The 20,664-nt window shown below is 70.1% G+C and carries 19 protein-coding genes and 3 tRNA genes; 16 read left to right on the forward strand and 6 right to left on the reverse strand.

Annotation, left to right across the window (positions count from 1 at the left end; translation table 11 throughout):
• Positions 1-8: 8 nt before the first annotated feature.
• Positions 9-1,817: a hypothetical protein gene (locus tag HF323_RS13375; RefSeq protein ID WP_211160581.1), complete on the reverse strand. Its 1,809-nt coding sequence runs from the start codon at positions 1,815-1,817 to the stop codon at positions 9-11.
• A 227-nt stretch (positions 1,818-2,044) separates the two neighbouring features.
• Here HF323_RS13375 and HF323_RS13380 point away from each other — a divergent pair, with 227 nt between their 5' ends.
• Positions 2,045-2,701, forward strand: a complete 657-nt coding sequence (locus HF323_RS13380) for a DUF305 domain-containing protein (protein WP_169583109.1) — start codon at positions 2,045-2,047, stop codon at positions 2,699-2,701.
• 158 nt (positions 2,702-2,859) lie between these two features.
• On the opposite strand, the gene HF323_RS13385 is transcribed toward HF323_RS13380, so the two are convergent.
• The 4 genes from HF323_RS13385 to HF323_RS13400 form a co-directional block, all read right to left on the reverse strand.
• Entirely contained in the window at positions 2,860-4,665 is a 1,806-nt protein-coding gene (locus tag HF323_RS13385; RefSeq protein WP_211160582.1) for a hypothetical protein, read from the reverse strand.
• A 501-nt stretch (positions 4,666-5,166) separates the two neighbouring features.
• Positions 5,167-5,239 (reverse strand) — tRNA-Phe (locus tag HF323_RS13390).
• 67 nt (positions 5,240-5,306) lie between these two features.
• Positions 5,307-5,380 (reverse strand) — tRNA-Asp (locus HF323_RS13395).
• 27 nt (positions 5,381-5,407) lie between these two features.
• Positions 5,408-5,480 (reverse strand) — tRNA-Glu (locus tag HF323_RS13400).
• A 219-nt stretch (positions 5,481-5,699) separates the two neighbouring features.
• Here HF323_RS13400 and HF323_RS13405 point away from each other — a divergent pair.
• Positions 5,700-7,076: a M23 family metallopeptidase gene (locus HF323_RS13405; protein WP_169583110.1), complete on the forward strand. Its 1,377-nt coding sequence runs from the start codon at positions 5,700-5,702 to the stop codon at positions 7,074-7,076.
• A gap of 65 nt (positions 7,077-7,141) precedes the next feature.
• On the opposite strand, the gene HF323_RS13410 is transcribed toward HF323_RS13405, so the two are convergent.
• A complete protein-coding gene (locus HF323_RS13410) occupies positions 7,142-7,675 on the reverse strand; it encodes an inorganic diphosphatase (RefSeq protein ID WP_169583112.1) in 534 nt (177 codons plus the stop codon).
• Between the two features lie 241 nt (positions 7,676-7,916).
• On the opposite strand from HF323_RS13410, the gene tilS reads away from it, so the two are divergent.
• The 14 genes from tilS to lysS all read left to right on the forward strand — a co-directional run bounded on the left by tilS (position 7,917) and on the right by lysS (position 20,658).
• Positions 7,917-8,921 (forward strand): tRNA lysidine(34) synthetase TilS, encoded by a 1,005-nt coding sequence (tilS, locus tag HF323_RS13415; protein WP_169583121.1) that lies wholly within the window; start codon positions 7,917-7,919, stop codon positions 8,919-8,921.
• A gap of 34 nt (positions 8,922-8,955) precedes the next feature.
• Entirely contained in the window at positions 8,956-9,507 is a 552-nt protein-coding gene (gene hpt, locus HF323_RS13420; protein WP_169583123.1) for a hypoxanthine phosphoribosyltransferase, read from the forward strand.
• 220 nt (positions 9,508-9,727) lie between these two features.
• Positions 9,728-11,734 carry an ATP-dependent zinc metalloprotease FtsH gene (gene ftsH, locus HF323_RS13425; protein WP_169583125.1) on the forward strand — a complete coding sequence of 669 codons (2,007 nt, stop codon included), beginning with the start codon at positions 9,728-9,730 and terminating at the stop codon, positions 11,732-11,734.
• A 9-nt stretch (positions 11,735-11,743) separates the two neighbouring features.
• A complete protein-coding gene (gene folE, locus HF323_RS13430; RefSeq protein WP_169583127.1) occupies positions 11,744-12,346 on the forward strand; it encodes a GTP cyclohydrolase I in 603 nt (200 codons plus the stop codon).
• Entirely contained in the window at positions 12,343-13,173 is an 831-nt protein-coding gene (folP, locus tag HF323_RS13435; RefSeq protein WP_169583129.1) for a dihydropteroate synthase, read from the forward strand. The genes folE and folP overlap by 4 nt, the downstream gene beginning before the upstream one ends.
• Positions 13,146-13,520, forward strand: coding sequence for a dihydroneopterin aldolase (gene folB / locus HF323_RS13440; RefSeq protein WP_188241709.1), 375 nt, complete (start codon positions 13,146-13,148; stop codon positions 13,518-13,520). The genes folP and folB overlap by 28 nt, the downstream gene beginning before the upstream one ends.
• Entirely contained in the window at positions 13,517-14,050 is a 534-nt protein-coding gene (gene folK / locus HF323_RS13445; RefSeq protein ID WP_169583131.1) for a 2-amino-4-hydroxy-6-hydroxymethyldihydropteridine diphosphokinase, read from the forward strand. Before folB ends, folK begins: the two co-directional genes overlap by 4 nt.
• Positions 14,047-14,541: a DUF3180 domain-containing protein gene (locus tag HF323_RS13450; RefSeq protein WP_169583133.1), complete on the forward strand. Its 495-nt coding sequence runs from the start codon at positions 14,047-14,049 to the stop codon at positions 14,539-14,541. Before folK ends, HF323_RS13450 begins: the two co-directional genes overlap by 4 nt.
• On the forward strand, positions 14,483-15,067 hold the full coding sequence (locus HF323_RS13455; RefSeq protein WP_169583142.1) for a PH domain-containing protein: 585 nt from the start codon (positions 14,483-14,485) through the stop codon (positions 15,065-15,067). Before HF323_RS13450 ends, HF323_RS13455 begins: the two co-directional genes overlap by 59 nt.
• Entirely contained in the window at positions 15,064-16,692 is a 1,629-nt protein-coding gene (locus HF323_RS13460) for a PH domain-containing protein (protein ID WP_169583149.1), read from the forward strand. The genes HF323_RS13455 and HF323_RS13460 overlap by 4 nt, the downstream gene beginning before the upstream one ends.
• Positions 16,689-17,402 carry a DUF2520 domain-containing protein gene (locus HF323_RS13465; protein ID WP_188241708.1) on the forward strand — a complete coding sequence of 238 codons (714 nt, stop codon included), beginning with the start codon at positions 16,689-16,691 and terminating at the stop codon, positions 17,400-17,402. The genes HF323_RS13460 and HF323_RS13465 overlap by 4 nt, the downstream gene beginning before the upstream one ends.
• Positions 17,399-18,247 carry a pantoate--beta-alanine ligase gene (gene panC / locus HF323_RS13470; RefSeq protein WP_169583153.1) on the forward strand — a complete coding sequence of 283 codons (849 nt, stop codon included), beginning with the start codon at positions 17,399-17,401 and terminating at the stop codon, positions 18,245-18,247. Before HF323_RS13465 ends, panC begins: the two co-directional genes overlap by 4 nt.
• A 13-nt stretch (positions 18,248-18,260) precedes the next feature.
• Complete coding sequence (locus tag HF323_RS13475; RefSeq protein WP_169583155.1) at positions 18,261-19,055, forward strand: MBL fold metallo-hydrolase; 795 nt, start codon at positions 18,261-18,263, stop codon at positions 19,053-19,055.
• A gap of 73 nt (positions 19,056-19,128) precedes the next feature.
• Positions 19,129-20,658: a lysine--tRNA ligase gene (lysS, locus tag HF323_RS13480; RefSeq protein WP_169583157.1), complete on the forward strand. Its 1,530-nt coding sequence runs from the start codon at positions 19,129-19,131 to the stop codon at positions 20,656-20,658.
• The last annotated feature ends 6 nt before the right edge of the window (positions 20,659-20,664 follow it).

Here is a 20,664-nt window from a genome sequence, read left to right on the forward strand (position 1 = left end):
CGAGCCGATCAGCCGAAGGTTCCGGCGAGCGCCAGGAGCGCCGCCTCGACCTGCGACCCGGCGAGGCCGGACTTGCGTGCGGCGTTGTCGAGCTGCGCCTTGATCGCGCGGTCGCTGGACGGGCCTGCCGAGAGCTTCTCGGCCTGGTCGACGTGCTTGCGCACCTCGGCCAGCGCCGCGCCGCTCAGGCTGCCGTCCCGCTCGGCCTGGTCGATGTACGAACGCGCGACTGCGAAGCTCGGCGCGTGCTCGATCTTGGGCTGAGCCTGCGCATTGAACAGGTCGAGGGTCCACTCACCGGCCGCTTCGATCTCGTTGGCGCTCAGGAACTCGCTCGGCTGCAGCGCGAGGCTGTCGAAGCCGCGGCCGATCTCGTTGCCGAAGACGTTGCCGTTGTACCAGTACGTCGACCAGTAGCCGCCCGTGACCAGACGCGTGGCGTCGTTCGGGCCGCGGTCGAAGTACGCGATCTCCACCGGGTTGGCGCTGTCGGTGAAGTCGAAGATCGACAGGCCGCCCTGGTACCAGGCCTGCACCATGATGTCGCGGCCGGGGACCGGGATGAGCGAGCCGTTGTGGGCGACGCAGTTCTCCTGTGCGGTCTGGACGGCGGGCATCTTGTAGTAGCTGCGGAACTCGAGCTGACCGTCGACGATGTCGAAGATGGCGTTCGCTCCCCAGTTCTTCGGGTCCTCGGCACGGCAGCGCGGGCTGCTGCCGCCGCCCCACTCGTCGGTGAAGACGACCTTGGTGCCGTCGTTGTTGAACGTGGCCGAGTGCCAGTACGCGAATCGCGGGTCGGTCACGGCATCGAGGCGCACCGGGTTGACCGGGTCGCTGATGTCGATCAGGATGCCGTTGCCCTCGCACGCACCGGCGGCCAGGCCGATCTCGGGGTACGCGGTGATGTCGTGGCAGGCGTCGGTCGCCGAGGTGCTCTGGAACCCTTCGCCGTGGCTGCCGCCGGGCCAGAGGCCGGCGGGGCTGCCGCTCTCGGCCGCGAAGAGGCGCGCCTCGTTGACGACGGCGGCGCTGGCCGGGTTCGCGAGCGGGACCTTGATGACCTCGACCTGGAAACGGGCGGTGTCGATGGGGTTGCCGTTGGCGTCGAGGTGGGATGCCTCGGTGTTGGCGTTGGTCGGGTTCACGCAGCCCTGCAGCGCGGTGGTCGTGGTGCGTACACCGGCGGTGCCCGACACGTACACGTAGACGTTGTCGGCGTCGTCGGGGTCTTCGACGACCGTGTGGGTGTGCGAGCCGCGGCACGTCTGGACCGCGGTGATCTGCACCGGGTTCAGGATGTCGCTGATGTCGAAGATGCGCACGCCGCGGAAGTTCTGCGGGTCGGTGGCCGAGACCGTGGTCGTGCCGCAGTCGAGGCGACCGGGGGCCGACTCGACCGACATGAACAGCAGGTCCCCGTAGATCGACACGTCGCCCTGGCCGCCGGGGCACACGAAGGTGCCGGCGAGCGACGGGGCTGCGGGGTCGCTCACGTCGTAGATCTGGAAGCCGTAGTAGTTCCCGGCGATCGCGTAGTCGCCCGTGAACGCCAGGTCGGAGTTCGTGGTGAAGGGCGAGGGCTTCTGCTGCGCCGAGAGCAGGGCGATGTTGCTCGCGGCCTGCTCGGCGTCGTGCAAGCCCGCCGCCAGGCCCTCGCGGGGGTCGTCGACCGTGTCGGCGGTCGCGGTGCTGGCGGCGACCATCGACAGTCCGAGGGCGAGTGCGCCGACCGCGGCGAGCGTGCGCGCCCGCCAGCGAGCGGAGCGGGGTGATCGTGTGTTCATGCGGGTGGGGCCCTTCTGAATCATCAGCATTGCGTCATCGATATGTGGATCTTTTCCCCAGGCCGAAGCGCATTCCGCACGTCATCCCCAGAGGGCTTCGCGCACTTCGCATACATCACGGATATGCAGTTGTATGAGTGGGAACCTATCGGCCTCCTGAGCGTTACCGCTACCCGAACGGTTAATTGTTTGTTTCGATCGCTTGGGAACGTCGCCGTCGGAGCGCAAGATGGGAGCATCCCCGACGAGAGGTGAACATGGCGAAGACGCGACTGCTGGTCGTCGGCGCGGTCACGCTGACGGTGCTCGGACTCACCGGGTGCACGCCGCCGGCGGACGACGCCGCCCCGCTCCCCACGACCCCGGTCGTGCAACTGGGAGCGCCCGGCGAGCCGAATCGCACCCTCTCCCCGAGCGAGGCCGCGGCGCTGGACTCCCCCGAGTACGTCGAAGAAGACGTCCTCTTCGTGCGCGACATGCTTCATCACCACTCGCAGGCGATCCAGATGACCGGCTACGTCGACGAGCGCACCTCCGACGACGACATCCGCCTCCTCGCCGAGCGCATGGAGGTCAGCCAGACCGACGAGATCACGCAGCTCGAGACCTGGCTGCAGCGCCGGGGCGAGCCGGTGCGCGACCCGGATGCCTCGCACGAGCACGACGCCGACTCCATGCCCGGACTCCTCACCGACGACGAGCTGGCTCAGCTCGAGGCGGCCGAGGGTGACGAGTTCGACGAGATGTTCCTCGAGTTCATGATCCGTCACCACCAGGGCGCCCTCGAGATGGTCGCCGAGCTCTACGGCTCCGGCGGCGGCCAGGAGTCCGACATCGACGCATTCGCGCGCCACGTCGAGGCCGATCAGAGCATCGAGATCGCCCGCATGCAGCAGATGCTCGCGGAGCGCTGAGCTTCCGACCCGGATCGCTCGCTCGCGCGCCCTCCGCGCGCCGCCGCGCATGAGACGACCCTGGGCGACGCCCCGCACACAACGGATGCCTCGGCGATCGCGCGACCGCCGAGGCATCCGTCATGAGGCGGGGGCGGCGCCGCCGCCCCCGCCTCATCTCAGCTGAACGTCGCCGCCAGCGCGTTGAGCGCACTGACCAGCGCCGAATCGGCAGCAGCACCCGACTTGCGTGCCGCGTTGGTCAGCTGCGCGACCACCGCGCGGTCGGCTGAGCCGTCCCCGGCGAGCACCTCGGCCTCGTCGACGTGCTTGCGCACCTCGCGGAGCTGCTTGGCGCTCAGCGTGCCCGCGCGCTCGGCCTGGTCGATGTACGACCGCACCACCGCGAAGCTCGGGTCGTGCACGAGCTTCGTCTGCAGCTGCGCATTGAACTGGTCGAGCTGGACCTCTCCGGCCGCCTCGATCTCGTTCGCCGACATCCAGTCGCTCGGTGTCAGGGCCAGACTGTCGAACCCGCGCGCGATCTCGCTGCCGAGCACCGCGCCGTTGTACCAGTAGGTCGACCAGTACCCGCCGAGGTTGATGCCCGCCGGGTTCGGCTCGTCGATCGGGCCGCGGTCGAGGTACGCGATCTCGACCGGGTTCGCCGTGTCCGTGAAGTCGAGCACCGTCATGCCGCCCTGATACCAGGCCTGTACGAAGATGTCACGACCCGGCACCGGCACGAGCGAGCCGTTGTGGGCGACGCAGTTCTCCTGCACCGTCTGCGCAGCGGGCATCTTCCAGTAGCTGCGGAACACGAGCTTTCCGTCGACGATGTCGAACAGCGCATTCGCGCCCCATTGCGGCTGATCCTGCGCGCGGCAGCGGGCCGAGGTGCCGCCGCCCCACTCGTCGGTGAAGATCACCTTCGTGCCGTCGTTGTTGAACGTCGCCGAGTGCCAGTAGGAGAAGTTCGGGTCCGACACGGCATCGATGCGCGCCGGGTTCGCCGGGTCGCTGATGTCGATCAGGATGCCGTTGCCCTGGCACGCGCCGGCAGCCAGGCCGATCTCGGGATACGCCGTGATGTCGTGGCACGTGTTCGTGTTCGGCAGCGGGCTGTACGCCGGTCCTGACGGGTGCGGCGTGCCGACGAGCGTGTTCAGCAGGCCGTTGAACGCCCCCGTCTCGGGGTTCTGGAACAGCCGTGGCTGATTCACGATCGCCGCCGTGTGCGGGGCGGCGAGCGGCACCTTGATCACGTCGATGCGCCACTGGGTGGGGTTGCCCGACGTGACCGGCGCCTGCGTGTTGGTGTTGGCGTTCTCGCAACCGGCGAGCTCGGTCGCCGAGCGGACGGTGGAGGTGCCCGAGTTGTACACGTAGATGTTCGCCGGGTCATCCGGATCCGTGACGAGGGTGTGCGTGTGCGATCCGCGGCACGTCTGCACGCCCGGGAGCTGCACCGGGTTGTCGATGTCGCTGATGTCGAAGATGCGCACCCCGCGGAACCGCTCGAGGTTCACCGCTCCGGGAGCGCCCTGCGTGCCGCAGTCGATGCGTCCGCGGGTCTCCTCGACCGACATGAACAGCAGGTTCCCGTAGACCGACACGTCGCCCTGACCGCCGGGGCAGACGAACGAGCTGTACAGCTCCGGCGCGCCGGCATCGGAGATGTCGTACACCTGGAAGCCGTTGAAGCCGCCGACGATCGCGTAGTCACCGGTGAAGGCGAGGTCGGAGTTGACGAAGCCGAAGTTCCCGGGAGGAGCGTCGAACGGCGCCACACGCGGCGTGGTCGACAGCAGATCGATGTTGCTGGTGGCGATGTCCGGAGTGAGGTAGCCCGGATCGAGTCCCTCGCGCGGGTCGGCCAGCGCCGTGGCGGCGGTGGCGCTGAGCACCGAGGCGCCGAGCACCAGTGCGGCGGCGCCTGCGAGGGCGCGCACGCGCCAGCGTCTGGACATGTGGGTGGTGGTCATCGGAAGTGCCCCTCTCGATTTCACTGCTCAGGCGAAACGGATACACACCTCCGACAGGCGTGGCGCGCACGACGGCGTGCGGGCACGCGGCCCTGGGGGAGGCCGTTGGCAGGGACACTATCGGCTCCCTCGCGCTCGCAACAGGGGGTGCGCGGTGCGGTCCGATCAACGATCTCGGCCCCCTCGGGACCGGTCTGAGCCGTTCTCCCGAGGAGGCCGTCCGCAGCTCCCCCTGCTGCGGAAAAATCCCGCGGCCCCAGACCGCGTTCCCCCGTTTTTCGATGCGAACCTCGGGCCGGCTTCCCCAGTAGCCTCTTCCCCAGATTGCCCGGGATTCGCAACAAGGCCAATGTACCTTGTCCCCCATATGGGGGACACCCCCGAACCACAGAACTTCAGCATTTCCTGAGGTTCCGACATCGACGTCGGCCCCAAAGACGAAACCCCCGCGATGTAGAAGCTACGCGAGGGTTTCTGGGGTGACTGTAACGATCACCCTTGTGGCTCCGACCGGCATCGATCCGGTGACCTTTCGATTTTCAGTCGAACGCTCTACCAACTGAGCTACAGAGCCGCACGGCACTCGTGAATGCCGCGTCCTAGACGAAAGGCCCTCTCGAAAAAGGGCCCGTCGCTTGGAGCGACCCTGACGGGACTTGAACCCGCGACCTCCGCCGTGACAGGGCGGCACGCTAACCAACTGCGCTACAGGGCCATGCTGTTAAGTTGTGATCTTCCGGAGTGACCCCAACGGGATTCGAACCCGTGCTACCGCCGTGAAAGGGCGGCGTCCTAGGCCGCTAAACGATGGGGCCGGGTGAACCCGGGGGGCTCACTTACCGAGGGTCAAGCATACGCAATGAGTGACGAATGCGCCAATCGAGCGCGCGCCGGCCTTGTGCGGAGCGCTTCGCGGGGCGACACTGACGTGGTGACCGCTCGCCCGAGGCGGTGACTCGCGTGAGCGCGACACGCTTGCGATTGTGACTGATGTTGCTAATGTGAAACGAGTCCGCACACGGAGGGGAGATCCGGTGGAAGCCGATGACGCCCTCGACGAGTGCGGTTGCGCGCCCTCGCCGCGTGAGCGCCGCACCCTCTGGCCGCACCTGAGCCGGCGCGGTGCGCTCGGCCTCGGCGCCGTCGGTCTCGCGACGCTGGGAGCTCTCGGCGGTCCGCTGATCGCGCCGGCCTTCGCCGCCGACTACCCGTCGTGGGACGACGTCGCACGCGCAAAGGCCAACGAGGCGGCCAAGGGCGCCGAGGTCACCCGGATCAAGGGGCTCATCGCGGCGCTCGCCGATGACGTCGCCGCGAAGAACGCTCAGGCGCAGAAGGCCGGCGAAGAGTTCTACGTCGCCGAGCAGGAGTACTTCGACGCCGCATACCGCGCCGAGCAGCTCCAGCTCCAGGCCGACGAGCAGGCTCAGGCCGCCGTCGACGCCGCGAACAAGGCCGGGCGCGTCGCCGCGCAGCTCTACCGCAACGGCGGCGACGACACCTCGCTGCAGCTCTTCTTCGCCGGCTCGGCCGCCAGCGCCGACGACCTCCTCGCCCGACTGGGGACGATGGACAAGCTCGTCGAGCGGAATCAGGCCGTCTACGCGGAGGCCGTCACCGCGCGCGACGCGGCACTCAGCCTGACCAGCCTGGCCGAGGAGCAGCGGGTCGAGCGCGACCGTCTGCAGAAGATCGCCCACGAGAAGATGGTCGCCGCGCAGGCGGCCGCCGAGGCCGCGCAGGCCGCCCTCGAGACTCAGCAGACAAGACAGCTCGTGCTCGAGGCCCAGCTCGCTGCGCTCCAGGACACCACCAGCCGCACCATCGCTCAGTACGAGGCCGGCGTGCGCGCCCGCGCCGAGGCTGCCCGCAAAGCGAGGGAAGAGGCCGAGCGCCGTGCCCGCGAGGAGGCCGAGCGCCTCAACAACCAGGCCGGCAGCGGTGGCGGCGGTGGCGGCGGCGGAGGAGGCGGCGGCGGAGCGGTCAACGGCTCCGGCTGGGCCCGTCCGTCCTCGGGCTGGCGCAGCTCCGGCTTCGGACCTCGCAGCGTCGTCTGCGGCAACGGGTCGTGCTCGCCCGGCTTCCACCGCGGTGTCGACCTCGCCGCCGGCTGCGGTGCGGGGATCTACGCCGCCCATGCCGGAGTGGTCGAATACGCGGGATGGAACTCCGGCGGCTACGGCAACCTCATCCGCATCAGCCACGGCGGCGGCGTCAGCACCGGCTACGCCCACATCCGTCCCGGTGGCATCTTCGTGCGCGGCGGTCAGTCGGTCCGCGCGGGTCAGCTCATCGCAAGCGAGGGCAACACCGGCAACTCCTTCGGCTGCCACCTGCACTTCGAGGTCTATGTCAACGGCACGCCCGTCGACCCGACCCCGTTCATGGGCGCCCGCGGCATCTCGGTCTGAGGCCCAGACCGCCTGAGACGACGAAGAGCGGATGCCGAGGCATCCGCTCTTCGCTTGTGAAGATCTCAGAGAGTGTTGGGTGCGACGCCCTCACCCTGCGTGCGGGTCTCGCCCTCGTGCTCCTTGAAGCGGTCGAAAGCTTCGCCCACGAGGCGCTCGGCCTCGGCCGCGCCCGCCCACTCGTCGACCTTGACCCACTTGCCGGGCTCGAGGTCCTTGTAGTGCTCGAAGAAGTGCTCGATCTCCTTGCGCGTGTACTCGGGGATGTCGGCGACATCCTGGACGTGGGCCCAGCGCGGGTCCTTGCCGAGCACGGCCACGACCTTGTCGTCGCCGCCGGCCTCGTCGCTCATCTTCAGCACGCCGACCGGGCGCACCGAGGCGAGCACGCCGGGCGCGAGGTCGAAGTCGAGGAGCACCAGCACGTCCAGCGGATCGCCGTCCTCGCCGAGGGTGTTCTCGAAGAATCCGTAGTTCGTCGGGTAGCCGAACGCGGTGTACAGGATGCGGTCGAGGAACACGCGGCCGGTGCCGTGGTCGACCTCGTACTTGACGCGGCTGCCGCGGGGGATCTCGATGACGGCGTCGTACGCGCCCATGGTGGTACTCCTTCGAAGAGACGGTGGGATGCCGCGACCAGCCTAGTTCCCGGTCGTCGGGCGAGCGAAGCGGACCGGATGCCGCTGGCAGCCGCCCGTCCCAACGGGCGGATCGGCGCAGCGCGGGCGGAGCGCCGCAGCGTGCACAACTCCTCCTGGCTCGGCAGCGCCGCCGGTGCGGACCCACCTCCACACGACGGAGGAGGAGTTGTGCCCGCCTCGGCCTCGGTACCGTGGTGGCGTGACCCATCGTCCCGGACTCGACCCCGCCGTCGCCGAGGTGCGTCGGGCGGCGCGTTCCGCGCTCTCCGGCGTGGACCCAGGCGCGGTCGTGCTCGTGGCGCTGTCGGGCGGTGCGGACTCCCTCGCGCTCGCCGCGGCCACCGTCTTCGAGGCGCCCAAGCTCGGCCTCCGCGTCGTGACGGTCACGGTCGATCACGGGCTGCAGGCGGGTTCGGCGGATGCCGCGGCATCCGCCGCCGCCACGGCGGGGGCGCTCGGCGCCGATGCGCGCGTGGTGCGGGTCGACGTCGCAGGCGCCGGCGGCCCGGAAGCGGCCGCGCGAGACGCGCGGTACCGTGCATTGCGCAAGGCCGCGCGCGACGCCGGCGCGGTGGCGATGCTCGTGGGGCACACGCTCGACGATCAAGCGGAGACGGTTCTGCTCGGCCTCGCCCGCGGCGCGGGGGCTGCCAGCCTTCAGGGGATGGCCGAGGCATTCGACCTCGACGGCGTCTCGTTGCTGCGCCCGCTGCTCGGCGTGCGCCGCGCGACGACGCGCGCCGCCTGCACGGCCGAGGGCCTCGAGCCCTGGGACGACCCGCACAACGCCGACGCCCGGTTCACGCGCGTCCGCGTCCGTGAGCGGGTGCTGCCCGTGCTCGAGGCGGAGCTGGGGCCGGGTGTCGCCGAGGCGCTCGCCCGCACAGCCGCGCAGTTGCGCGAGGACGCCGAGGCGTTCGACGAGATGATCGACGAGACGATCGAGGACATCGTCGAGCACGTCGAGGCGGGCATCTCGGTATCGGTCGGGGCCCTCGCGGCGAACCCCGCGGCTTTGCGGCATCGCATCATCCGGCATGTCGTGGCCAGCGAGTTCCACGAGAGCCTCACGCGCGCGCAGACGCTCGAAGTCGCGCGTCTGGTCACGGACTGGTCCGGACAAGGACCGATCGATCTGCCCGGATGCCTCGCCCGCCGCGTCGGCGGCCGCATCGAGTTCACCGCGCGGCCGCCCCGGGGCTGAGGGCGCTCCCGGCCGATCGTCCTAGACTCTCTGCATGCGCGCGGCCGACATCCAGAGCGAACTGACCGAGATCCTCGTCACCGAGGATCAGATCCTGGCCAAGCTGGAGGAGATCGCCGCTCGCGTCGCTGAGGACTACGCCGGCAAGGACCTCCTGCTCGTCGGGGTGCTCAAGGGCGCCGTCATGGTCATGGCCGACTTCTCACGGGCACTGCCGACCAGCGCGCCGATGGACTGGATGGCCGTGTCGTCGTACGGCGCCGGCACCAAGTCGAGCGGCGTCGTGCAGATCCGGAAGGACCTCGACACCGACATCCACGGCAAGCACGTGCTGATCGTCGAGGACATCATCGACTCTGGTCTGACACTGAGCTGGCTTCTCGAGAACTTCGAGCTGCGCGGCGCCGAGTCGATCGAGGTCTTCGCGCTGCTGCGCAAGCCCGACGCCGCCAAGGTCGAGGTGAACTGCAAGTACGTCGGGTTCGACATCCCCAACGAGTTCGTCGTCGGCTACGGCCTCGACTACGCCGAGAAGTACCGCAACCTGCGCGACGTCGCGATCCTCGCCCCGCACGTGTACTCGTAGGGCGGCGCGCTTCGTCTCGCTGCGCTCGCTCAGCGGCCGAGGGCGGCGCACTGCGCTCGATTGACGAGGGTGAGAACGCCACCGGTCCGGGCGATTACGCCCGGGGCGAATGCACAGTCAGCGCCTAGGAACCCCGCGATACCCTGATTCAACCGCCGCCAGGCAGCCGTCCGCCTCGGGGCGGGTCGTCGACGAAAGGGATCGGGCTGGCGCCCGCACCATGGACTTCAAGAAGATCACTCGCAACCCGCTCTTCTACGTCCTGCTGATCGGGGTCTTCCTCATCGTGGGGTTCTCGCTCATCTCGAGCCTGAACGGCGCGAAGCAGATCTCGACGCAGGAGGGGCTCGAGCTGCTGGCCGGCGACACCGTCGTCGAGGTGCTCAACACCGACGGCGATCAGCGCGTCGACATGAAGCTCTCCGACGAGTACGAGGGCGCGAGCGACGTGCAGTTCTACTACGTGTCGGCGCGCGCCAATGAGGTGGTCGAGGCGATCAGCGCCGCCGAGCCGAAGGACGGCTTCAACGACGCGGTCCCGCGCGCGACGTGGTTCGACGGCTTCATCTCGCTCCTCCTGCCGATCCTGCTGCTGGGTCTGCTGTTCTGGTTCCTGCTCTCGAGCGCGCAGGGCGGCGGCAGCAAGGTCATGCAGTTCGGCAAGTCGCGCGCCAAGCTCGTGACGAAGGAGATGCCCCAGGTCACCTTCGGCGACGTCGCCGGCGCCGATGAGGCGATCGAGGAGCTCGAGGAGATCAAGGACTTCCTCAAGGACCCGGCCAAGTTCCAGGCGGTGGGCGCGCGCATCCCGAAGGGCGTGCTGCTGTACGGCCCTCCCGGCACCGGCAAGACGCTGCTCGCCCGCGCCGTCGCGGGCGAGGCGGGGGTGCCCTTCTACTCGATCTCGGGCTCGGACTTCGTCGAGATGTTCGTCGGCGTCGGCGCGAGCCGCGTGCGCGACCTCTTCAACCAGGCGAAGGAGACCGCACCCGCGATCATCTTCATCGACGAGATCGACGCGGTCGGACGTCACCGCGGAGCCGGGATGGGCGGCGGGCACGACGAGCGCGAGCAGACGCTCAACCAGATGCTCGTCGAGATGGACGGCTTCGATCCCAAGGCGAACGTCATCGTGATCGCGGCGACCAACCGTCCCGATATCCTCGACCCGGCACTCCTGCGCCCCGGTCGCTTCGACCGCCAGATCGGCGTCGATGCGCCCGACCTGCGCGGACGCCAGCGCATCCTCGAGGTTCACGGCCGCGGCAAGCCGCTCGCGGACGGCGTCGACCTCGAGGTCGTGGCCCGCAAGACGCCGGGCTTCACCGGCGCCGACCTGGCGAACGTCCTCAACGAGGCCGCGCTGCTCACGGCGCGCTCGAACGCGCAGCTCATCGACAACCGCGCCCTCGACGAGGCGATCGACCGTGTCATCGCGGGTCCGCAGCGCCGCACGCGCGTGATGAAGGACAAGGAGAAGCTCATCACGGCCTACCACGAGGGCGGCCACGCCCTGGTCGCCGCCGCGATGAACCACAGCGACCCGGTCACGAAGATCACGATCCTGCCGCGCGGCAAGGCGCTCGGCTACACGATGGTGATGCCGCTCGACGACAAGTACTCCATCACCCGCAACGAGCTCCAGGATCAGCTCGCATGGGCGATGGGCGGTCGCGTGGCGGAGGAGATCATCTTCCACGACCCGACCACGGGCGCATCCAACGACATCGAGAAGGCCACCAACATCGCCCGCAAGATGGTCACCGAGTACGGCATGACGACCGACGTCGGCCCGGTCAAGCTCGGTCAGTCGTCCGGCGAGGTCTTCATGGGCCGCGACATGGGTCACGGACGCGACTTCTCGGAGCGGGTCGCCGAGCGCGTCGACGCGCAGGTGCGCGGCCTCATCGAGCAGGCCCACAACGAGGCGTACCACGTGCTCAACGAGAATCGCGAGATCCTCGACCGGCTGGCTCTCGCGCTGCTCGAGAAGGAGACGCTCGACCACGTCGAGATCGCCGAGATCTTCGAAGACGTCAAGCGCCTTCCCCCGCGTCCGCAGTGGCTGTCCAGCGAACAGCGCCCGGTGTCGGTGCTGCCCCCGGTGCAGGTGCCCTCGCGCGCCGAACCGGTGAGCACGGCAGCGCAGACCGAGGCCGAGCAGCCGGCGGCCGAGAAGGCCGCGAAGCGTCGCCCCAGCGGTCAGGCGCGCCCCGCGACCGCGTAGGCTCGGCCCGTGGCCGTCGACCGAGAGCGCGTCGCTGCGCTCGTGCGTGAACTGCTCGAGGCGATCGGCGAAGACCCCGATCGCCCGGGACTCCGCCTCACGCCCGAGCGGGTCGCCGACGCCTACTCGGAGTTCTTCTCCGGTGTGGGGGCGGATGCCTCGGCTCCCCTCGCTCACACCATCTCGGTGACGCGCGGGCCGGCGCCCGACACCCTGCCCTCCGGAGCGGTGATGCTGCGAGACATCCGTTTCCGGTCCGTCTGCGAGCACCACCTGCTGCCGTTCCGCGGTCATGCCCACATCGCCTACCTGCCGGGTGAGCAGGTCGTCGGACTCGGCGCCCTGCCGAAGGTCGTCGACATCCTGTCGTCGCGCCCGCAGGTGCAGGAGCGCCTGGGGGAGCAGATCGCCGATGCGATCTCGGCGTCGCTCGACACCCGCGGCGTGCTCGTGGTGCTGGATGCGACCCACGAGTGCGTGACGATGCGGGGCGGGCGACAGGCGGATGCCTCGACCGTGACCATCGCCGCGCGGGGCGAGCTCGCCGACCCGGTGGCCCGGGCAGAGCTCATCTCGCTCCTGTCTGCCGGTCACGCCGGAGGCCGTGAATGACGCTCATCATGGGCATCGTCAACGTGACGCCCGACTCCTTCAGCGACGGCGGCCGCTATTTCGACGTGGACGCGGCGGTCGCCCACGGCCGGCGCCTGCTCGCCGACGGTGCGGACATCCTCGACATCGGCGGTGAGTCGACGCGCCCCGGCGCGGAGCGCGTCGCGCCGTCCCTCGAGCAGGAGCGCGTTCTCCCGGTGGTGCGCGCGCTCGCCGAGGCGGGCGCCGTCGTCAGCATCGACACGATGAACGCCTCGACCGCAGTCGCCGCCGTCGGGGCCGGCGCGCGCATCGTGAACGATGTGTCGGGCGGACTCGCCGATCCCGACCTGCTCGCCGCTGTCGCGCCCACCGGCGCCGACGTCGCCCTCGGTCACTGGCGCGGACCGTCGGCCGATATGTATGCGCGAGCGGAGTACGCCGACGTCGTGGCGGAGGTGCTGGTCGAGCTGGGCGAGCGGGTCGAAGCCGCGGCGGTCGCCGGTATCGCGCCGTCGCGCGTGATCATCGATCCGGGGATCGGCTTCGGCAAGAAGGGCGAGCAGAACTGGGCGACCCTGCGCGGCACGAGCCGGCTGACGGGTCTCGGCCCGCGTGTGCTCATCGGCACGAGTCGAAAGCGGTTCCTCGCCGAGTGTCTCGCGCAGGGGGAGGACGTGGACGAACGGCGCCGCGACCTGGCGACCGCCGTCACGAGCGTGCTCGCCGCGCAGGCGGGTGCGTGGGCGGTGCGCGTTCACGACGTCGCGTGGACCCGGGACGCCCTCCGGATCGCCGCCGCCTGGGAAGGGGAGAGCCGATGGGCATCACCGACGAGATCACGCTGACCGGTCTGCGGGTCTTCGGCCGGCACGGCGTGTACGACCAGGAGCGCCGCGATGGCCAGGACTTCGTCGTCGACGTCACGCTGCGCGTCGACACGCGCGGGGCGGCGGCGAGCGACGACGTCGCCGACACCGTCCACTACGGCGAGATGGCGCAGCAGATCGCGGCGATCGTGGCCGGTGAGCCGGTGAACCTTCTCGAGACCCTCGCCGAGCGCATCGCCGACCACCTGATCCGACTCGAGCCGGTGGACTCGGCCCGGGTGACCGTCCACAAGCCGCAGGCGCCGATCCCGCTGTCGTTCGCGGACGTCTCGGTGACGATCGAGCGCACGAGGGGTGTGCGATGAACCGACGTCTCGCGCAGGGCATCCACGGGGATGTCGACCGCGTGCCGCGCGCCCCCGTCGACGCCGTCGTGGCCCTCGGCGCGAACCTCGGCGACCGGCGCGCCACGATCGCGGCTGCGGTCGACGCCCTGAGTCGGCTGCCCCTCGTGGACTCGGTGAGAGCGTCCGATCCGATCGAATCCGTCGCGGTGACGCTGGAGGGTCCGGATGCCTCGGCTCCGTCCTACCTCAATGCCGTCGCGATCGTGCGGACGCGGCTCGCGCCTTCGGTGCTGCTCGGCTACCTGCACGCGATCGAGGAGCGCCACGGTCGCGAGCGGCGGGTGCGGTGGGGCGACCGCACGCTCGACCTCGACCTCATCGCGTACGGGGATCTGCGCAGCGCGTCGCCGCGCCTCGCGCTGCCGCATCCGCGTGCGGCCGACCGCGACTTCGTGCTGGAGCCGTGGCTCGCCGTCGACCCTGATGCCGTGCTCCCAGGGGTGGGGCGCGTCGACGAGGCGCTCGCCCGGCTGAGGAGCCCGCAGTGAAGCGCACCGGAGCGGGAGTGCTCGTCGTGGCCACGGTGCTGGGAGGAGCGGCGGGCTTCGTCGTGAATCAGCTGCTCACGGCATCCGGGCGCCCGACGTTCACTCCCGCGGTCACCCTGCCGATCCTGCTCGTGGTGCTCGGTGCCATCGTCGTGGCGCTCGCCCTGCCCATCCGGCGGGCGACCCGCGGCTCCGGCTCGACGGTGAATCCCTTCCGCGCAGTGCGCGTGGCGATGCTCGCGAAGGCGTCGAGCATCGTCGGCGCCGCGATCGGCGGGCTGGCGCTGGGGCTGCTCGCCTTCCTGGCGACCCGGCCCGTCACTCCCTCGCTAGGCTCGATGGCGACGGTGATCGCAACTGCCGTCTGCGGTGCGCTGCTGGTGGTGGCAGCCCTCGTGGCGGAGCACCTGTGCACCATCCGGAAGGACGACGATGACGAACAGCCCGGAGGCGACGACCCCGGACTCGAGCCCCGCATCCACGGCCACTGAGCCGGCTGGAGCGGCGTTCGAGCGGCTCGCCGAGCCGCGCTCCGAGAACCGGCTCATCCTCGAGACGGGCGTGTGGCACCAGATCTCGCCGAAGTACGTGCGGGTGCAGCTCATCTCGACAGGATCGTTCCTGCTGATCGTGGTGGCCGCCACGCTCGTCCTCACGCTCCTCATGGACCAGATGTGGGCGTGGATCCCGGGCGGGATCATGACCGTCGTCCTGGTGTGGACGCTGGCGATCCTGCCGCGTCAGGCGCGCTCCATCGGGTACCAGCTGCGCACCGACGATCTGGTCTTCCGCCGGGGCATCCTGTGGCAGCGCTTCGTCGCCGTCCCCTACGGGCGCATGCAGCTCGTCGACATCACGCATGGACCGCTCGACCGGGGATTCGGCATCGCACAGCTCAAGTTCGTCACGGCTGCCGCCACGACCGGCGTCGTCATCCCCGGCCTCGAGCAGACGACCGCCGAGACCCTGCGCGACCACCTGGTCGCGGTGGCGGAGAGCCGGCGCACAGGACTATGACCGACCCGGTACCCGCGCACGCGGTCCCACCGCAGAGCCTCGTCCGGTCGCCGTTGAGCGACGGCGAGTGGCATCGACTCCATCCGCTGACGCCGCTCCTTCGCGGCGGGCTGTTCCTTCTGGTCGTCATCGGCATCGTCATCGCGAACCTGCGGGACCGACTGCTGTTCCTCTTCCTCCCGGGTCTCGCGCCTTCCTTCGACGAGGACGTGCCGGACGACATCGTGGAGTGGGAGACGAGCGGCGACCCGATCGACTTCGTCATCGCGAACAACCTCTACCTCGTGGCGGCGCTCGCCGTCCTGGGCGTGCTGCTGATCATCGTCGCCGTGTTCTACATGTCGTGGCGCTTCCACACTTTCCGCATCACCGGCGACGACGTCGAGGTGCGCAGCGGCATCCTGTTCCGCACTCAGCGTCGCGCGCCCCTGGACCGCGTGCAGGGCGTGAACCTCACGCGGCCCATGATCGCCCGTCTGCTCGGCATGGCGAAGCTCGAGGTCGTCGGCGCTGGAGCCGATTCCAACGTGAAGCTCGAGTACCTCTCCACCGCCAACGCCGAGGCGGTGCGGGCCGACATCCTGCGGCTCGCGTCGGGAAGAAGGCTGGCGGATGCCGCGGCATCCGCCGACCCGTCCCGAACCGACGGCCGGCTGGCGGCCCTCAGCCACACCGTCGGGCGGGAGCTGACGGGGCTGATCGAGGGACCGGAGGCGCCGGTGGAGGTGCCCGATTCAGTGGTCCACATCCCGGTCGGGCGGCTCGTGCTGTCGCACATCGTCAGCATGTCGACCGTCGCGCTGGTGCTGGCCACCGTGGCCGTGATCGTCGGCGTGTCTCTCGGCGTGACCTGGCTGCTGTTCGCCTTCGTCCCGACGCTCATCGGCTTCGCGGCGTACTGGGTGCGCTCGATCGTGCGGTCCTTGCGCTACTCGATCGCGCCGACCCCGGATGGGGTGCGGATCACCTTCGGGCTGCTGACCACGATCACCGAGATCGTTCCGCCCGGCCGAGTCCATGCGCTCGAGGTCACGCAGCCGATCCTCTGGCGACCCGCCGGGTGGTGGATGATCCGGATCAACCGTCTGAGCGGACGCAGCGCGACCGACGCGAACACCGACCAGTTCACGACCGCCCTCCCGGTCGGCACCGCCGCAGACGTCGAGCGCGTGCTGCGGCTGCTGCAGCCCGACGTCCCCGATGTGGAATGGCCGCTCGTCGTGCAGCAGGGGATGCTCGGTCCCGGTGCTGACGACACGTTCGTCAACACGCCGCCGCGCGCGTGGTGGATCCGTCCGCTGTCGTACCGGCGCAACGGCTTCCGGCTCACCGACGACCTCCTCCTGCTGCGGCGGGGCTTGATCTGGCGACGGCTCGGCATCCTTCCGCTCGCGCGGCTCCAGAGCATCGGACTGCACCAGGGTCCCCTCGACCGTGCCTCGCGGGTTGCGTCTCTGCGTCCGCACGTCGTCGCCGGCCCCGTCTATGCGGGCCTCGCGGCGATCGACCGCGACGTCGCGCTCAGGCTCTTCGCCGACGCGTCGCGCGGAGCGGTGCTGGGCGCCTCCGGCGACCGGACCCATCGATGGGCGCAGGAGGCCGGGGCAGCGGAGGGCCGAGCGTGAACCGCGACGGGCGACTCGGCGTCGGGATCATCGGCGCCGGCCGCGTCGGGCCGGTGGTCGGCGCGGCCCTCGGCGGGGCCGGTCACGCCATCGTGGGCATCACCGCCGGTTCCGACCCGGAGCGGGTCGAGGCCGTGCTCCCCGGCGTGCCGACCCTCGACGCGACCGAGGTGGTGCGGCGCAGCGAGCTCGTGATCGTGGCGGTGCCCCACGACCAGCTCGAGTCCCTCGTCGCGGGACTCGCGGCGCTCGGGGCGTGGCAGCCCGGACAGCTCGTGCTGCACACCGACCCCGCCTACGGGACCGCGGTTCTCGGCCCCGCCGTGGCGAAGGGCGCGATCCCGCTGGCCGTCCACCCCGCCGTCATCTTCACCGGGACGTCGATCGACCTGCGCCAGCTGTCCACCGGCTACGCCGCGGTCACGGCACCCGGGCCTGTCCTGCCGATCGCGCAGGCGCTCGCCGTGGAACTGGGCTGCGAGCCGGTCGTCATCGCCGAAGAGGATCGCCCGACCTACGCCGAGGCCGTCGGCGCGGCCACGGAGTTCTCGAGGTCGATCATCCGCCAGGCCGCCGGGCTGCTCGCCGAAGCGGGGGTGCCCAACCCCGGCGCGTACCTCTCCGCCCTCGTGCACTCCACGATCGATCAGGCCCTCGCCGCAGCCGCTTCGGGGTCGCCGGGCGACCCCACCGCTACGATCGACGGATGATCAGCACCGTCGTCGAGCTGCGCGCGCGCCTGGCCGAGGCCAAGGCGGCCGCCGCCGACGGGGCGCGGGTCGCCCTCATCTCGACCATCGGGGCGCTCCACGACGGACATATCGACCTGGTCCATCGGGCCCGCGAGGTCGCCGACATCGTCGTCGTCTCGATCTTCGTGAACCCGTTGCGCTTCGCGAATGCGGCCGAGCTCGCCGCGTACCCGCGAACTCCGGACGAGGACGAGCGTCTGCTCGAGTCGCTCGGCGTCGATCTGATCTTCGCGCCGGACGCCACCGAGCTTCTGCCGAACGGCTCGGCGACGACGAAGGTGAGCGCGGGAGACCTCGGCCTGCGGTACGAGGGTCGCACGCGTCCGTACTACTTCGACGGGCTTCTGACGGTCGAAGCGAAGCTTCTCCACATCGTCCAGCCGGATGTCGCGGTGTACGGCGAACGCGACCCGCAGCGCGTCTTCCTCGTACGGCGCATGATCCGCGACCTCTTCTTCGACGTCGAGGTCGTCACGGTCGAGACGGTCCGCGGTGATGACGGGCTTCCGGTCTCGACGCGGGTGGGCATGCTCGAGGATCGCGATCGGGTCGCCGTCGGCCGGCTCCCGGTCGCCCTCGATGCCGCGGCCGCCAACGCCGATCGCGGCGTCGACGCCTGCATCGCCGCGGCGCAGTCGGCTCTCATGGGCGAGCCGCGCATCCGGCTGGAGTACCTCAGCGTCGTGGACCCGGTCTCCTTCCTGCCGGTCGACGAGGGGCACGAGGGCAGGGCGCTGGCGCTGATCGCCGCGAGCGTCGCCGGACACCGGTTCATCGACAACGCGGCGATCTACATCGGCTGACGGAGGGGGCCCGATGCGCGTCACCAGGATCGGCGGACCGACCGCGCTCGTGGAATGGGAAGGCTGGCGCATCCTCACGGATCCGACCTTCGACCCGCCGGGCCGCACCTACTCGTTCGGGGCGGGAACGAGTTCGCGCAAGACGACGGGGCCTGCGGTCTCACTCGACGATCTGGGCGACATCGATGTCGTGCTGCTCAGCCACCACCACCACGCCGACAACCTCGACGAGGCCGGCGCAGGCGCTCTCGCGCGCGCGACCACCGTGCTCACGACGGTCGCGGGGGCCAAGGCGGTCCCGCACCGCGACATCCGCGGACTCGCCGCCGGGCACGGCACGACGCTGACCGCCGAGGGCAAGCCGTCGATCGAGGTGCTGGCGACCCCCTGCCGGCACGGCGCGCCGCTCACGCGTCCGATCGTCGGCCCCGTGGTGGGGTTCGCGCTCACTCTCTCGGGTGCCGCCCGGCCGGGGCTCTGGATGACCGGTGACACCGTGCTGTACGGCCGTCTGCGTCGCGCCGTGACCGGCATGCGCCCCGAGGTCGCGCTGGTCCACCTCGGATCGGTGAAGTTCCCGCTGACGGGTCCGCTCGCGTACACGATGAGCGCGGCCGACGCCGTGACCCTCATCGAAGCAGTGCAGCCCGATGCCGCCGTGCCGGTCCACGTCGAAGGGTGGAGTCACTTCTCCGAGCAGGAGGAGGCCGCGACGCGGGTCTTCGCCGAGGCGGACCCGGAGGTGCGCGACCATGTGCGGTGGGCGCCGCTCGGTCATGCCCTCGACCTTCCACCGGCGGTCGGGTGAGCCATCCGCCCCCACAGGGAGAGCCGAGGCGCCGCCGATAGACTTGGCGGCGACTTTGCGAGGAGCCCCACCCATGACCGATTCGCCCGCGAACACGCGCGCCGACGCGCCCGAGCCGTCCGAGGAGGACATCTTCGAGCAGAAGGCGGTGCGCCTGGCCAAGCGCGAGCGCCTGATCGAAGAACGGGCGGATGCCTCGGGCGGCCCCTATCCCGTCACGCTGCCCATCACCGACTCGATCCCGTCGCTGCGCGCGCGGTTCGGCGACCTCGAGGCGGGCGCCGAGACCGGTGAGACGGCGGGCGTCGCCGGTCGGATCGTGTTCAGCCGCAACACCGGCAAGCTCTGCTTCGCGACGCTGCAAGCCGGCGACGGCAGCCGCATTCAGGCGATGGTCTCGCTCGCGGCGGTCGGCGAGGAGTCGCTCCAGCGCTGGAAGGAGCTCGTCGACCTCGGAGACCACGTCTTCGTGAAGGGCGAGATCATCTCGAGCCGCCGCGGCGAGCTCTCGATCATGGTGTCGGAGTGGGAGATCGCATCGAAGGCGATCCTTCCGCTGCCCAACATGTACACCGAGCTCTCGGAGGAGAGCCGCGTGCGCAGCCGGTTCCTCGACCTGATCGTCCGCGACCGCGCGCGGGACACGGTCATCGCGCGGTCCCGGGCCAACGCCAGCCTGCGTCAGACCTTCGCGTCCCATGGCTTCATCGAGGTGGAGACCCCGATGCTGCAGGTGCAGCATGGCGGGGCATCCGCCCGCCCCTTCACGACGCACTCGAACGCCTTCGACACCGACCTCTACCTGCGCATCGCGCCGGAGCTCTACCTCAAGCGCGCTGTCGTGGGCGGCATCGACCGGGTGTTCGAGATCAACCGCAACTTCCGCAATGAGGGCGCCGACTCGACGCACAGCCCCGAGTTCGTGATGATCGAGGCGTACCAGGCGTACACCGACTACAACGGCATCGCCGACCTCACGCAGGAGCTCATTCAGAACGCGGCCGTCGCGATCGCCGGCTCGACCACGGTGACGTGGGCCGACGGCACCGTCTACGACCTGAGCGGGCAGTGGGACCGCATCCCGATGTACGGCTCGCTGTCGGAGGCGTCGGGTCGCGAGGTCACACCCGAGACCTCGCTCGACGAGCTCGTCGCGTTCGCGAACGAGGTCGGCGTCGACGTTCCGCCGCATGCGACCCACGGCAAGCTCGTCGAGGAGCTGTGGGAGCATTTCGTGAAGCCGGGACTGACGCGCCCGACGTTCGTCATGGACTTCCCGATCGACACGAGCCCGCTCGTGCGGGAGCACCGCTCGATCCCCGGCGTCGTCGAGAAGTGGGACCTCTACACGCGCGGGTTCGAGCTCGCCACCGGCTACTCCGAGCTGGTCGATCCGGTCATCCAGCGCGAGCGTTTCGTCGAGCAGGCCAAGCTCGCGGCGCGCGGCGACCTCGAGGCGATGCGGATCGACGAGGAGTTCCTGCGGGCTCTCGAGCACGGCATGCCGCCCACCGGGGGCATGGGGCTCGGGCTCGACCGCCTGCTGATGGCGATCACCGGGCTGGGCATCCGCGAGACGATCCTCTTCCCGCTCGTCAAGTAGCACGCG

It is taken from the genome of Microbacterium sp. MF43 (genome assembly GCF_012847295.1).
Taxonomy (GTDB): domain Bacteria; phylum Actinomycetota; class Actinomycetes; order Actinomycetales; family Microbacteriaceae; genus Microbacterium.

What these genes read in the sequence shown, in the direction of transcription:
- HF323_RS13375 (WP_211160581.1), bottom strand. Translation starts at nt 1,817, where the DNA reads ATGCTGATGATTCAGAAGGGCCCCACCCGCATGAACACACGATCACCC.
- HF323_RS13380 (WP_169583109.1), top strand. Translation starts at nt 2,045, where the DNA reads ATGGCGAAGACGCGACTGCTGGTCGTCGGCGCGGTCACGCTGACGGTG.
- HF323_RS13385 (WP_211160582.1), bottom strand. Translation starts at nt 4,665, where the DNA reads ATGACCACCACCCACATGTCCAGACGCTGGCGCGTGCGCGCCCTCGCA.
- HF323_RS13410 (WP_169583112.1), bottom strand. Translation starts at nt 7,675, where the DNA reads ATGGGCGCGTACGACGCCGTCATCGAGATCCCCCGCGGCAGCCGCGTC.
- hpt (WP_169583123.1), top strand. Translation starts at nt 8,956, where the DNA reads ATGCGCGCGGCCGACATCCAGAGCGAACTGACCGAGATCCTCGTCACC.
- ftsH (WP_169583125.1), top strand. Translation starts at nt 9,728, where the DNA reads ATGGACTTCAAGAAGATCACTCGCAACCCGCTCTTCTACGTCCTGCTG.
- folP (WP_169583129.1), top strand. Translation starts at nt 12,343, where the DNA reads ATGACGCTCATCATGGGCATCGTCAACGTGACGCCCGACTCCTTCAGC.
- folB (WP_188241709.1), top strand. Translation starts at nt 13,146, where the DNA reads ATGGGCATCACCGACGAGATCACGCTGACCGGTCTGCGGGTCTTCGGC.
- folK (WP_169583131.1), top strand. Translation starts at nt 13,517, where the DNA reads ATGAACCGACGTCTCGCGCAGGGCATCCACGGGGATGTCGACCGCGTG.
- HF323_RS13455 (WP_169583142.1), top strand. Translation starts at nt 14,483, where the DNA reads ATGACGAACAGCCCGGAGGCGACGACCCCGGACTCGAGCCCCGCATCC.
- HF323_RS13460 (WP_169583149.1), top strand. Translation starts at nt 15,064, where the DNA reads ATGACCGACCCGGTACCCGCGCACGCGGTCCCACCGCAGAGCCTCGTC.
- panC (WP_169583153.1), top strand. Translation starts at nt 17,399, where the DNA reads ATGATCAGCACCGTCGTCGAGCTGCGCGCGCGCCTGGCCGAGGCCAAG.
- HF323_RS13475 (WP_169583155.1), top strand. Translation starts at nt 18,261, where the DNA reads ATGCGCGTCACCAGGATCGGCGGACCGACCGCGCTCGTGGAATGGGAA.
- lysS (WP_169583157.1), top strand. Translation starts at nt 19,129, where the DNA reads ATGACCGATTCGCCCGCGAACACGCGCGCCGACGCGCCCGAGCCGTCC.